This is a genomic window from Streptomyces sp. DF42, from assembly GCF_058267695.1.
In genome coordinates, this window is record NZ_CM177859.1 from 5,890,758 (window position 1) to 5,903,740 (window position 12,983).

General features: G+C 67.5%; 16 protein-coding genes. 14 read left to right on the forward strand and 2 right to left on the reverse strand.

The window, feature by feature from the left end:
• Nucleotides 1-19: 19 nt before the first annotated feature.
• From secY to truA, 10 genes are all read left to right on the forward strand, one after another.
• Complete coding sequence (gene secY, locus ACYUED_RS27130) at nt 20-1,333, forward strand: preprotein translocase subunit SecY (RefSeq protein ID WP_491285904.1); 1,314 nt, start codon at nt 20-22, stop codon at nt 1,331-1,333.
• Entirely contained in the window at nt 1,333-1,995 is a 663-nt protein-coding gene (locus tag ACYUED_RS27135; protein WP_491285906.1) for an adenylate kinase, read from the forward strand. Before secY ends, ACYUED_RS27135 begins: the two co-directional genes overlap by 1 nt.
• A gap of 98 nt (nt 1,996-2,093) precedes the next feature.
• Nucleotides 2,094-2,930, forward strand: a complete 837-nt coding sequence (gene map, locus ACYUED_RS27140) for a type I methionyl aminopeptidase (RefSeq protein ID WP_491294452.1) — start codon at nt 2,094-2,096, stop codon at nt 2,928-2,930.
• A gap of 253 nt (nt 2,931-3,183) precedes the next feature.
• Nucleotides 3,184-3,405 (forward strand): translation initiation factor IF-1, encoded by a 222-nt coding sequence (gene infA / locus ACYUED_RS27145; protein ID WP_003948620.1) that lies wholly within the window; start codon nt 3,184-3,186, stop codon nt 3,403-3,405.
• Between the two features lie 59 nt (nt 3,406-3,464).
• On the forward strand, nt 3,465-3,578 hold the full coding sequence (rpmJ, locus tag ACYUED_RS27150; protein ID WP_003974245.1) for a 50S ribosomal protein L36: 114 nt from the start codon (nt 3,465-3,467) through the stop codon (nt 3,576-3,578).
• A gap of 197 nt (nt 3,579-3,775) precedes the next feature.
• Nucleotides 3,776-4,156 (forward strand): 30S ribosomal protein S13, encoded by a 381-nt coding sequence (gene rpsM / locus ACYUED_RS27155; RefSeq protein WP_266519695.1) that lies wholly within the window; start codon nt 3,776-3,778, stop codon nt 4,154-4,156.
• Between the two features lie 70 nt (nt 4,157-4,226).
• Nucleotides 4,227-4,631 carry a 30S ribosomal protein S11 gene (gene rpsK, locus ACYUED_RS27160; RefSeq protein ID WP_003956432.1) on the forward strand — a complete coding sequence of 135 codons (405 nt, stop codon included), beginning with the start codon at nt 4,227-4,229 and terminating at the stop codon, nt 4,629-4,631.
• A gap of 206 nt (nt 4,632-4,837) precedes the next feature.
• On the forward strand, nt 4,838-5,860 hold the full coding sequence (locus ACYUED_RS27165; protein ID WP_003966937.1) for a DNA-directed RNA polymerase subunit alpha: 1,023 nt from the start codon (nt 4,838-4,840) through the stop codon (nt 5,858-5,860).
• A gap of 85 nt (nt 5,861-5,945) precedes the next feature.
• Nucleotides 5,946-6,455: a 50S ribosomal protein L17 gene (gene rplQ / locus ACYUED_RS27170; RefSeq protein ID WP_491285916.1), complete on the forward strand. Its 510-nt coding sequence runs from the start codon at nt 5,946-5,948 to the stop codon at nt 6,453-6,455.
• 168 nt (nt 6,456-6,623) lie between these two features.
• Nucleotides 6,624-7,487 (forward strand): tRNA pseudouridine(38-40) synthase TruA, encoded by an 864-nt coding sequence (truA, locus tag ACYUED_RS27175; protein ID WP_491285918.1) that lies wholly within the window; start codon nt 6,624-6,626, stop codon nt 7,485-7,487.
• 104 nt (nt 7,488-7,591) lie between these two features.
• Here the strand turns inward: truA and ACYUED_RS27180 are convergent, their stop codons facing one another.
• The gene (locus ACYUED_RS27180; RefSeq protein WP_491285920.1) at nt 7,592-8,476 is read right to left on the reverse strand and encodes a hypothetical protein; all 885 of its coding nucleotides are present in this window, start codon (nt 8,474-8,476) and stop codon (nt 7,592-7,594) included.
• A gap of 321 nt (nt 8,477-8,797) precedes the next feature.
• Here ACYUED_RS27180 and rplM point away from each other — a divergent pair, with 321 nt between their 5' ends.
• From rplM to ACYUED_RS27200, 4 genes are all read left to right on the forward strand, one after another.
• A complete protein-coding gene (rplM, locus tag ACYUED_RS27185; RefSeq protein ID WP_266683878.1) occupies nt 8,798-9,241 on the forward strand; it encodes a 50S ribosomal protein L13 in 444 nt (147 codons plus the stop codon).
• A gap of 42 nt (nt 9,242-9,283) precedes the next feature.
• Entirely contained in the window at nt 9,284-9,811 is a 528-nt protein-coding gene (rpsI, locus tag ACYUED_RS27190) for a 30S ribosomal protein S9 (protein WP_491285922.1), read from the forward strand.
• Between the two features lie 214 nt (nt 9,812-10,025).
• A complete protein-coding gene (glmM, locus tag ACYUED_RS27195) occupies nt 10,026-11,384 on the forward strand; it encodes a phosphoglucosamine mutase (RefSeq protein ID WP_491285924.1) in 1,359 nt (452 codons plus the stop codon).
• Nucleotides 11,385-11,516: 132 nt separating this feature from the next.
• Complete coding sequence (locus tag ACYUED_RS27200; protein ID WP_491285926.1) at nt 11,517-12,032, forward strand: hypothetical protein; 516 nt, start codon at nt 11,517-11,519, stop codon at nt 12,030-12,032.
• Here ACYUED_RS27200 and ACYUED_RS27205 read toward each other — a convergent pair.
• Complete coding sequence (locus ACYUED_RS27205) at nt 12,029-12,976, reverse strand: DUF389 domain-containing protein (RefSeq protein ID WP_491285928.1); 948 nt, start codon at nt 12,974-12,976, stop codon at nt 12,029-12,031. The two genes, ACYUED_RS27200 and ACYUED_RS27205, sit on opposite strands and share 4 nt — an antisense overlap.
• Nucleotides 12,977-12,983 lie beyond the last annotated feature (7 nt).

Consider the following 12,983-nt stretch of genomic DNA (forward strand, 5'->3'; position numbering starts at 1 on the left):
GGGGGTCGCAGGAGGCACCGTGCTCACCGCGTTCGCCCGGGCGTTCAGGACGCCCGACCTGCGCAAGAAGCTGCTCTTCACACTCGCCATCATCGTGGTGTACCGGGTCGGTACCCACGTCCCGATCCCCGGCGTCAACTACACGGCCGTCCAGACATGCGTGGACGAGGCCTCTGGCAACCAGGGCCTCTTCGGTCTGGTCAACATGTTCAGCGGCGGCGCGCTGCTGCAGATCACGATCTTCGCGCTGGGCATCATGCCCTACATCACGGCGAGCATCATCCTTCAGCTGCTGACGGTGGTGATCCCGCGCCTGGAGGCCCTGAAGAAGGAAGGCCAGGCGGGTACGGCGAAGATCACGCAGTACACCCGTTATCTGACGGTCGCGCTCGCCATCCTGCAGGGCACCGGCCTGGTGGCCACCGCCCGCAGCGGCGCCCTGTTCGGCAGTTGCTCGGCTGCCAGCCAGATCGTCCCCGACCAGGCGATCTTCACCACCATCACCATGGTCATCTGCATGACCGCCGGTACGGCCGTCGTGATGTGGCTGGGTGAGCTCATCACCGACCGCGGCATCGGCAACGGCATGTCGATCCTGATGTTCATCTCGATCGCCGCGACCTTCCCCTCGGCCCTGTGGGCCATCAAGAAGCAGGGCAAGCTGGCCGGCGGCTGGATCGAGTTCGGCACCGTCATCCTCGTCGGCCTGGTCATGGTCGGCCTGGTGGTCTTCGTCGAGCAGGCCCAGCGGCGCATCCCCGTGCAGTACGCGAAGCGCATGATCGGCCGCCGTTCCTACGGTGGTACGTCGACCTACATCCCGCTGAAGGTCAACCAGGCGGGTGTGATTCCCGTCATCTTCGCCTCGTCGCTGCTCTACATCCCGGCACTGATCGCTCAGTTCTCGGGGAGCAAGGCCGGCTGGAAGACCTGGGTCGAGCAGAACCTGACCAAGGGCGACCACCCGATTTACCTGGTCAGCTACTTCTTGCTGATCGTTTTCTTCGCGTTCTTCTACGTGGCGATCTCCTTCAACCCCGAAGAAGTCGCCGACAACATGAAGAAGTATGGTGGCTTCATCCCGGGCATCCGGGCTGGCCGACCGACCGCTGAGTACCTCAGCTATGTACTCAACCGGATCACCTGGCCGGGTTCGCTGTATCTGGGGCTGATCGCTCTCGTACCAACGATGGCGTTGGTCGGGTTCGGGGCAACCGGTAACTTCCCCTTCGGCGGGACGAGCATCCTGATCATCGTGGGTGTGGGTCTTGAGACGGTGAAGCAAATCGAGAGCCAGCTCCAGCAGCGCAATTACGAAGGGTTCCTCCGCTGATGCGAATCGTCCTCGTCGGGCCGCCGGGTGCAGGGAAGGGCACGCAGGCCACTCGCCTTGCCGAGAAGCTGCGCATCCCGCACATCTCCACGGGCGACCTGTTCCGCGCCAACATCAGCCAGCAGACAGAGCTCGGGAAACTCGCGAAGTCCTACATGGACGCCGGCAATCTCGTCCCCGACGAGGTGACCATCGCGATGGCCAAGGACCGCATGGAGCAGCCGGACGCCGAAGGCGGCTTCCTGCTGGACGGTTTCCCGCGCAACGTCTCGCAGGCCGAGGCGCTCGACGAGCTGCTCAAGACCGAGGGCATCAAGCTGGACGCGGTACTCGACCTCGAAGTCCCCGAGGAAGAGGTCGTCAAGCGGATCGCCGGCCGGCGCATCTGCCGCAACGACTCGGCGCACGTGTTCCACGAGACGTACAGCGCGCCGAAGAAGGAAGGCGTCTGCGACGTCTGCGGCGGTGAGCTCTACCAGCGTGACGACGACTCCGAGGAGACCGTGCGCACGCGGCTCGAGGTCTACCACACGCAGACCGAGCCGATCATCGACTACTACAAGGCACAGGGCCTGGTCGTCACGATCTCGTCCCTCGGCCCGGTGGGCGAGGTCACGGAGCGGGCGCTGGAAGCCCTCAAGCGCGAGGACGACGGCAAGTAGCCGTCAGTCAGTTACGGCCGTGGCACCCGCAGGGGAGTCACGGCCGTAGTGTTGTGCAGGTAACGATTGACGTGAGTGACGGAGAGCGCAGGCCACCCATGGTGCAGATCAAGACCCCCGAGCAGATCGCCAAGATGCGTGAGGCGGGGCTGGTGGTCGCCGCCATCCACGCGGCCACTCGTGAGGCCGCGGTGCCCGGGGCCACCACCAAGGACCTGGACCAGGTCGCCCGCAAGGTGCTCGCGGAGTACGACGCGAAGCCGAACTTCCTTGGCTACGGCGGCTTCCCGGCCACGATCTGCACCTCCGTCAACGAGGTCGTCGTCCATGGCATCCCCTCCGACGACGTCGTCCTGAAGGACGGCGACGTGATCTCCATCGACTGCGGCGCGATCATCGACGGCTGGCACGGCGACGCGGCGTACACGGCCTTCGTGGGTTCCGGTCACGCCCCGGAGCTGATCGAGCTCTCCCGGGTCACGGAGGAGTCGATGTGGGCCGGCATCGCGGCGATGAAGCTGGGCAACCGGCTCGTCGACGTCTCCCGCGCCATCGAGACCTACATCCGCCGCCAGCCGAAGCCGGGCGGCGGCAAGTACGGGATCATCGAGGACTACGGCGGCCACGGCATCGGCACCGAGATGCACATGGACCCGCACCTGCTGAACTACGTGGAGAAGCGCCGCGGCAAGGGACCCAAGCTGGTCCCCGGTTTCTGTCTCGCCATCGAGCCGATGGTGTCCCTGGGCACCCCCAGGACCGAGGTCCTCTCCGACGACTGGACCGTCATCACCACGGACGGCACCTGGTCCTCCCACTGGGAGCACAGTGTTGCGCTGACCGAGGAGGGTCCGCTGGTGCTGACGTCTCCCGACGGGGGTAGGGCCAAGCTGGCCGAGCTCGGGATCACGGCTGCGCCGGATCCGCTCGGCTGAGCACCGTTCGAAGCTGCGGCCCCGTGAGGGCTTGTCGCGCGGTTCCCCGCGCCCCTGAAGGGGCGTTTGTGGCGGGGCGCTCCGAGAAGTGGGCGCTTAACGATCTCCGCTTCCGGGCATCCTTCCTCGATTCGTCTTTCCCCGTGCGCTGACGTAGACTGACTCGTCGGCTCTCGTGCACCCGCATGTCCGCATGCGCCCGAATGGGAAAAGTGCGGGAGTCGATCAAGGTAGTCGATTCGAAGGGCGAAGCGTGGCCAAGAAGCAAGGTGCCATCGAGATCGAGGGCACTGTCGTCGAGTCTCTTCCGAACGCCATGTTCAAGGTCGAGCTCCAGAACGGCCACCAGGTCCTGGCACACATCAGCGGCAAGATGCGAATGCACTACATCCGCATCCTCCCTGACGACCGGGTCGTGGTGGAGCTGTCTCCGTACGACCTGACGCGTGGCCGGATCGTCTACCGCTACAAGTAGATCTTGCCCGCATCCCGTTTCGGCGGGGTGGTGGCACTGACCCGGAGAACCTCAATCCCATGAAGGTCAAGCCGAGCGTCAAGAAGATCTGCGACAAGTGCAGGGTGATCCGCCGTCACGGTCGGGTCATGGTCATCTGCGACAACCCGCGCCACAAGCAGCGCCAGGGCTGACGCACGATCGACCGATCCCTCTGCATCGACATCGCAGAGTTTCGCGCGACGCGAGCTGAATTTGTTCATACGCAGGACCCGGGCACCGAAGGTGCCTGACACCCCCGGTTCGGAGGCCGGGGACCCGGTTCGTACCTCGTACGGCGGCCGGGAACCGGTTCTGCGGAAGACCTCCGAGGATCAACTGGAGCCATTGAATGGCACGCGTTTCCGGTGTTGACATCCCGCGCGAAAAGCGTGTGGAGGTCGCCCTCACCTATGTGTTCGGCATCGGCCGGACCCTCTCGCAGGCGACGCTGGCAGCGACCGGCGTCGACCCGAACACCCGCGTTCGCGACCTCTCCGAGGAGCAGCTCGTCGCGATCCGCGAGTTCGTCGACAGCAACATCAAGACCGAGGGTGACCTCCGTCGCGAGATCCAGGCCGACATCCGCCGCAAGGTCGAGATCGGCTGCTACCAGGGCCTGCGTCACCGTCGCGGTCTGCCGGTCCGCGGTCAGCGCACCAGCACGAACGCCCGTACCCGCAAGGGCCCGCGTCGCGCCATCGCCGGCAAGAAGAAGCCGGGCAAGAAGTAGTCCTCAGCGGACAACGCTTCACCAGCGGTCTTCGCTGTAGGACCGACCACCTCCCCGTAGGAGTTTGTAGATGCCCCCCAAGGGTCGTCAGGGCGCTGCCAAGAAGGTGCGCCGCAAGGAAAAGAAGAACGTCGCTCACGGTCACGCGCACATCAAGAGCACGTTCAACAACACGATCGTCTCCATCACGGACCCGTCGGGCAACGTGATCTCCTGGGCCTCCGCCGGCCACGTCGGCTTCAAGGGCTCCCGGAAGTCCACGCCGTTCGCCGCGCAGATGGCCGCCGAGTCGGCTGCCCGCCGCGCCCAGGAGCACGGCATGCGCAAGGTCGACGTGTTCGTGAAGGGCCCGGGTTCCGGTCGTGAGACCGCGATCCGCTCCCTGCAGGCCACGGGCCTCGAGGTCGGCTCCATCCAGGACGTCACCCCGACCCCCCACAACGGCTGCCGTCCGCCGAAGCGTCGCCGCGTCTGACGCCGGCGCTTCAAGGGCTTGCTGCGCCTCCGGTGCTTTTCGGCCGGGGGCGTGGGGGTTGTCCCCCACATGTAACAGCCGGGCGGTACGGCCCCGTAAAAGGGCCGTATCGCCCGTACCCTTGCAGTATCCGCACTTCTCACCAGGTGCGGTTTCCGTCGGGCGTCAAATAGCGGGCGTCCACGAAAGAAGGATCTGATCCACACATGCTGATCGCTCAGCGTCCCTCGTTGACCGAAGAGGTCGTCGACGAGTTCCGCTCCCGGTTCGTGATCGAGCCGCTGGAGCCGGGCTTCGGCTACACCCTCGGCAACTCCCTGCGCCGTACGCTCCTTTCCTCGATCCCGGGTGCGGCGGTCACGTCCATCCGTATCGACGGTGTCCTGCACGAGTTCACCACCGTGCCGGGCGTCAAGGAGGACGTCACCGACCTGATCCTCAACATCAAGCAGCTCGTCGTCTCCTCGGAGCACGACGAGCCGGTCGTGATGTACCTGCGCAAGCAGGGCCCGGGTCTGGTCACCGCCGCCGACATCGCGCCCCCGGCCGGTGTCGAGGTGCACAACCCCGATCTGGTCCTCGCCACGCTCAACGGCAAGGGCAAGCTGGAGATGGAGCTGACGGTCGAGCGTGGCCGCGGTTATGTCTCCGCCGTGCAGAACAAGCAGGTGGGCCAGGAGATCGGCCGTATCCCGGTCGACTCCATCTACAGCCCCGTGCTGAAGGTCACGTACAAGGTCGAGGCGACCCGTGTCGAGCAGCGCACCGACTTCGACAAGCTGATCGTCGACGTCGAGACCAAGCAGGCGATGCGTCCGCGTGACGCCATGGCGTCGGCGGGTAAGACCCTGGTCGAGCTGTTCGGTCTCGCCCGCGAGCTGAACATCGACGCCGAGGGCATCGACATGGGCCCGTCCCCCACGGACGCCGCCCTCGCCGCCGACCTGGCGCTGCCGATCGAGGAGCTGGAGCTCACCGTTCGGTCGTACAACTGCCTCAAGCGCGAGGGCATCCACTCGGTGGGTGAGCTCGTGGCTCGTTCCGAGGCCGACCTGCTGGACATCCGCAACTTCGGTGCGAAGTCCATCGACGAGGTCAAGGCGAAGCTGGCCGGCATGGGCCTGGCCCTGAAGGACAGCCCGCCCGGATTCGACCCCACGGCCGCCGCCGACGCCTTCGGCGCCGACGACGACGCGGACGCGGGTTTCGTGGAGACCGAGCAGTACTGATCGGTCGTTGCCGGTGGGCATCCGCTCATCGGGTTCCTGACCCCGGTACCTGATACGGCCGGGGCAGACACACAGGAGAAGAACAATGCCGAAGCCCACCAAGGGTGCCCGTCTGGGCGGCAGCGCCGCGCACGAGAAGCTGCTCCTCGCGAACCTCGCGAAGGCGCTCTTCGAGCACGGTCGTATCACCACCACCGAGGCGAAGGCCCGCCGCCTTCGTCCGTACGCCGAGCGTCTGGTCACCAAGGGGAAGAAGGGCGACCTTCACAACCGCCGCCAGGTGCTGCAGGTCATCACGGACAAGAGCGTCGTCCACACGCTCTTCACCGAGATCGGCCCGCGCTACGAGAACCGTCCGGGTGGCTACACCCGCATCACCAAGATCGGTAACCGCCGTGGCGACAACGCGCCCATGGCTGTCATCGAGCTGGTCGAGGCGCTGACGGTCGCGCAGCAGGCGACGGGTGAGGCGGAGGCCGCGACGAAGCGTGCCGCCAAGGACGCCGAGGCTGCTCCGGTTGCCGAGGACGCCAAGGTCGACGTGACCGAGGCCGACGAGGCCGAGGCTCCCGCCGAGGACGCCAAGGACGCGTAAGCGTCTGCTGGGTGCTGTTCGGTTGGCGGCTGCGGGTTCGTCGTGGCTGATCGCGCCCAGGCGGCGGAGCCGCAAATCGATACAGACCCGCGCCCCTTGCGGGGCGCTCAGTGGGCCCGTTCCTTTTCAGGAGCGGGCCCACTTTTGTGTGGGTGAGAGGATCTGTGGGTGAGTGACGAAGTAGAGCCCGGGTTCGTGCGTGTGCGGCTTGATCTCTCGTACGACGGGAGCGAGTTCTCCGGGTGGGCGAAGCAGGCCGGTGGCAGGCGGACCGTGCAGGGGGAGATCGAGGATGCTCTGCGGACCGTCACGCGGTCCGGGGGGACGACGTACGAGCTGACCGTGGCCGGGCGGACCGATGCCGGGGTGCATGCGCGGGGGCAGGTGGCCCACGTCGATCTGCCACGGGTGGTCTGGGGAGCGCACCACGACAAGCTGCTCAAGCGGCTTGCCGGGCGGCTGCCGAGGGATGTGCGGGTGTGGGCCCTCCGGGAGGCTCCCAGCGGCTTCAACGCCCGTTTCTCGGCCGTCTGGCGGCGGTACGCGTACCGGGTCACCGACAACCCCGGCGGAGTGGACCCGCTGCTGCGCAATCACGTCCTGTGGCACGACTGGCCGCTCGACGTCGACGCCATGAACGAGGCGGCCCAACGGCTGCTGGGCGAGCACGACTTCGCCGCCTACTGCAAGAAGCGGGAGGGCGCGACCACCATCCGTACGCTGCAGCGGCTGAGCCTGGAGCGAGGGGCCGACGGGATCGTCACCGCCACCGTGCGGGCCGACGCCTTCTGCCACAACATGGTGCGGGCCCTGATCGGGGCGCTGCTGTTCGTGGGGGACGGGCACCGCGAGCCGGACTGGCCGGGAAAGCTCCTCGCGGCCGGCGTACGCGACTCGGCCGTGCATGTCGTAAGGCCGCACGGCCTGACCCTGGAAGAGGTCGGCTACCCGGCCGACGAACTGCTCGCCGCGCGCAACAAGGAGGCGCGGAACCGGCGGAGCCTGCCGGGGTCGTCCGCGGGCTGCTGCTGACCCCGGGCAGCCGGATGCGGGTCACTGCTCGTCGGCCCCGGCGGTGACGCGTGGCGTCAGCCCCCTGACAGCGTCGCCCCGCCAATGACGGCGGGGCGAAGCAACTACCCGAGCGCCGCGGCCGATGCCTGGGCCTCGCCCCGGCGGCGGATCTGGCTGAAAACGAACTGCGCCAGGTCGTCGCCGGCCTTGAACGCCGCCGTGCTCGCGTTCGTGACGTCCTTGCCGTTGGTGAAGCCGGTGGTCGTGAAGTAGGCGTAGCGGCCGTAGGAGTTGGTCGTCATACGGCACTTCGCGCCGTTGCAGAACGCCTTCACGCCGGCGCCGGACAGCGGTTGCATGAAGCCCTGCTTGTCCGCGGTGGTCTTGACCTTGGTCGCCTGTGCCTGCGTGTCGAAGACGGCCACGCCGACCGTCACCGCGACGCCGTCCTTCGTGTACGTCGCGCGCAGCAGGCGGGTGCAGCCGTTCGAGGTGAGGAGGTTGGCGTAGCTGCCCTTGACGGCCGAGGAGCACTTCTTCGTGTCGGACGTCGCGCCCTTCTTGTACACGCTCGAACCCGTGACGGTCAGCTGCTTGCCCGGGAAGAGGGTCTCCGTGCTGAGGGGTGCCGTGTCCTTGCTCTTGCTGGAGACGAAGTCCTTCGGGTCCAGCGGGGGAGGGGCGCTGGTCGGCGCGAAGGAGGGGGCCGTCGCGCTGCTGCTCGGAATGGACCCGCTCGCCGGTACGTTGGTCGGGTCGCCCGAGGCCCGGTTGTCGCCGTTCGCCGACACGACGGCCATCGCGACGGCGGTGCCTATCGCGATGGTGGCGACCGCGCCGCCGCCGATGAACAGCAGCCGGCGCCGCTTGTTGCGTGTCTCTGACGCCTCGGCGAGCGCCGCCCAGTCCGGGGTGGGGCCGTCGCTGCCGCTGGTCCACGGCTGCTGGGAGTTCGGTTTCCAGGGGTCCCACTGGGACGGGGGTCCCCCCTGCTGCCCATAGCTCATGGGGCGCATCTTAGACGGGGGCCGGAGGGTGCTGATGTGGCTCCGGCAAGGCCACGGGGGACCTTTCCGGCAGGGATGCACATCTCGGTCTCCGTGGTGCGCGGCGACCTCGTTTTGACCCGTTCGGGCCTGGGCAGGTATTCTGCTTCTTCGTTGTGTATTGGCTTGCTCATTCTCACGGGACGGGCCCTTACACCGGTCCACCGGGCCGATGACCAGCGACCCCACGTACGCGGTATGCGTCGCCGCAGTGGCTCAGGCTGTCGTGATCGTTTCGGTGACCTGTTCAGGACCATTCACTCGAAGCGAAGGCTACGAACCGTGCGTACGTACAGCCCCAAGCCCGGCGATGTGACGCGCCAGTGGCACGTCATCGACGCTCAGGACGTCGTCCTGGGTCGTCTCGCCACGACCGCCGCGTCCCTTCTGCGGGGCAAGCACAAGCCGATCTACGCCCCTCACGTCGACACCGGTGACTTCGTCATCATCATCAACGCCGACAAGGTGCACCTCTCCGGCAACAAGCGGACCCAGAAGATGGCCTACCGCCACTCCGGTTACCCGGGCGGTCTGCGCTCGGTCCGTTACGACGAGCTGCTGGACAAGAACCCCGAGAAGGCCGTCGAGAAGGCCGTCAAGGGCATGCTCCCCAAGAACACCCTGGGCCGTCAGATGCTCACCAAGCTGAAGGTCTACTCGGGCGACCAGCACCCGCACGCTGCACAGCAGCCGGTGCCGTTCGAGATCACCCAGGTCGCGCAGTAAGTCCGGCCACCCCCTAAGACTGAAGAGAATCTGAGGAGCATCGTGGCCGAGACCACCGTTGAGCAGCCGGTCGAAGAGACCGAGACCGAGCTGGCCGACATCGAGAGCTACACCACCGAGTCCGAGGTCCCCGTCGAGGGCGAGTACACCTCGGAGTCCCTGGCGTCCCGCTTCGGCGACCCGCAGCCGGCCGCCGGCCTGGGCCGTCGCAAGAACGCCATCGCCCGCGTCCGGATCGTCCCGGGCACCGGCAAGTGGAAGGTCAACGGGCGCACGCTCGAGGACTACTTCCCGAACAAGGTCCACCAGCAGGAAGTCAACGAGCCCTTCAAGGTGCTCGAGCTCGACGGCCGCTACGACGTCATCGCCCGCATCTCGGGTGGCGGCGTGTCCGGCCAGGCCGGTGCCCTGCGCCTCGGCGTGGCCCGCGCCCTGAACGAGGCCGACGTGGACAACAACCGCGGCGCCCTGAAGAAGGCCGGCTACCTCCGCCGCGACGACCGTGCGGTCGAGCGCAAGAAGGCCGGTCTGAAGAAGGCCCGTAAGGCTCCGCAGTACAGCAAGCGTTAATCGCAGCTGCCTGTACGCACTCCGAACGCCCCGGCGGCACGCCACAGTGCTGTCGGGGCGTTCGTTTATCACAGGCTGGGGCGTATAACGGCACAAGAGGCTCAAAGGCTTGTGTGATCGGACGCCCAGGCATGGAATGCCTGGGATGCGGGAGTCGCGTGTGCGAGCTGCAGCAGCACCGGCTTTCGAAACTGACGCTTCCTCAGGAGGACAAGTGGGACGACTCTTCGGCACGGACGGCGTGCGCGGTGTCGCCAACGCGGACCTGACGGCGGAGATGGCGCTCGGCCTCTCCGTTGCCGCGGCGCACGTACTGGCCGAGGCGGGCTCCTTCCAGGGCCACCGGGCGACGGCGGTCGTCGGACGGGACCCGCGTGCCTCAGGGGAGTTCCTGGAGGCGGCCGTGGTCGCCGGCCTCGCCAGCGCGGGCGTGGACGTTCTGCGCGTCGGCGTGCTGCCCACTCCGGCGGTGGCGTATCTCACCGGAGCGCTCGGCGCCGACCTCGGCGTCATGCTCTCGGCGAGCCACAACGCCATGCCCGACAACGGCGTCAAGTTCTTCGCCCGCGGTGGGCACAAGCTCGCCGACGACCTCGAGGACAGGATCGAGGCCGTCTACGACTCCCACCGCCACGGTGAGCCCTGGCAGCGGCCCACGGGCGCGGGCGTCGGGCGTGTGCGGTCGTACGACGAAGGGCTCGAGCAGTACGTCGCCCACCTCCTTGCCGCGCTTCCGAACCGTCTGGACGGGCTGAAGATCGTCCTCGACGAGGCGCACGGAGCTGCCTCCCGGGTCTCGCCGGAGGTGTTCTCGCGCGCCGGCGCCGAAGTGATCACGATCGGTGCCGAGCCGGACGGGCTCAACATCAACGACGGCTGCGGATCGACCCATCTGGGCAAACTCAAGGCCGCGGTCGTCGAGCACGGGGCCGCGCTCGGTATCGCGCACGACGGTGACGCAGACCGGTGCCTCGCCGTGGACCACACCGGTGCGGAGGTCGACGGGGACCAGATCCTGGCCGTCATTGCCCTGGCCATGCGTGAGCATTCCGTACTGCGCGAGGACACAGTCGTCGCGACGGTCATGTCCAACCTGGGCTTCAAGCTCGCGCTGGAGAGGGAAGGGCTCAGCCTCGTCCAGACGGCGGTCGGTGACCGTTACGTTCTGGAGGAGATGAAGGAGCACGGGTACGCGCTCGGGGGCGAGCAGTCCGGGCACGTGATCATCCTCGACCACGCGACCACCGGTGACGGCACGCTGACCGGACTCATGCTGGCGGCCCGGGTCGCCGAGAGCGGTCGGACGCTGCGGGATCTGGCGTCCGTGATGGAGCGGTTGCCGCAGGTGCTCATCAACGTGCCGGACGTGGACAGGTCGCGGGTGAAGACGTCCGCGGAGCTGGCGGCGGCGGTGTCCGACGCGGAGCGTGAACTCGGTTCCACCGGGCGGGTGTTGCTGCGGCCGTCCGGAACGGAGCCGTTGGTGCGGGTGATGGTCGAGGCCGCGGACATCGATCAGGCCCGGTCTGTCGCCGGGCGGCTGGCGGATGTGGTGAAGTCCGCGCTGGGTTAGTTCCGCCGGGCGCCGTCACCCGAATGAACGTAACAGAGAGCGCATGTCCGATCGCTGGTTGTTTCACTTGCGTCGAGGGCGTCATGAGTGGCGCCCTGCCTCGACGCAAGGGAGAAACCCAGCATGAAGATCGTGAGCAGCACCCTGAGACGAGCGGCCGGTCCGGTCCTGGCCGCGGGTCTCGTCGTCGTTCCGTTCGCCACCCCGGCCGCCGCCGCGACACCGGGCTCCACGGCGTTCCGCATCTTCGGTGGCCTCGTCGGGCTCCAGGCGCGCGCCGGGGTGCAGAACCAAGTCTCGGCCACGGTTTCCGGCACGCATGTGATCCTTTCGGACACCACGGGCATCGCGATCGGCCCGGGCTGCACCCGGCTGAACGCCACGACCGCCGACTGCGGCAGCATCAGCGGCACCCGGCTCGCCATAGCGCTGGGCGACCAGAATGACAGCGTCGTGGCCAACGTTCCGGTCAACGTCACCGTTGACGCCGGCACGGGCGTCGACTCGGTGACCACGAACGGCGGCAACGACACGATCGGCGTCGAGGACAACGCCGGCGGTGACACGGTGACCTGCAACGGCGGCACCGACACGGTGTTCGCCGACCCCGGCGACACCATCGCCGGAGACTGCGAGAGGCAGCTCTAGACGCCGTCGGCCTTCGCCGTACGCTCGCGCTGTCTGGCCCAGAGCCACTTCTGGGCCAGTAGCGTCAGGACGCCTGCCAGGACGATGCCCAGCAGGTTCAGCAGGAGTTGGCCTGTGGAGCCCCAGGCCTGTTCGTACTCGCTGTAGGCGAAGGCCACCGCGGCGTTCGCCGCTGCGGGGACCGTGGTGACCGAGATGGCCACGCCGACCAGCAGGCCCGACTTCGCCGAGGTCAGCGAGAGGGTGCCGGCGATGCCCGCCAGGACGGCCACGACGAAGGAGAACGCGTCGGGCCGGTAGATGAAGTGTGTGTTGGGGCGTTCGGCCGCCAGCTGGACCTTGGTGAACAGGTCCACGGCGTCCATGAAGTACGTGAAGCCGACCGTCACCAGCATGGCTGCGGCGAAGCCGACGAGCAGGGCGGTCAGGGAGCGCAGGGCAAGTCGCGGACGGCGCTGCACCAGCGCCGTACAGAAACCCGCCAGCGGGCCGAACTCCGGGCCCACCGCCATCGCGCCCACGATCAGGATCGCGTTGTCGAGTACGACACCGCAGGCCGCGATCATCGTGGCGAGCGTGATGAAGGCGAGGTAGGTGACGGAGAGCGTCGACTCCTCGTGCGTCGCGTCCGTGAGGTGCTCCCACAGGACCGCGTCGGCGCCCTCCCCGGGTGCTTCCTCCTCCGCCTTGTCCGCGCGCCTGGACAGCGACAGGTCGATGTTCTCGACGGCGATGGAACCGCTCTGCTCGATGCCCAACTGCTGCAGTCCGGTGAGGAGTTCGTCGCCGGCCTCGCGCGCGACGTCGCACATCACCACGTCCCCCGCGGGGTTGCGGGCGGCTCCCGGCAGCACGACGAGATGCGTGGTGCCCACGGTCTTCTCGATCAGGCGGACCGCGTCGTCGGTCCTGTCGGAGGGTGTGATCAGGCGCAGGTGCAGCATGGCCGCA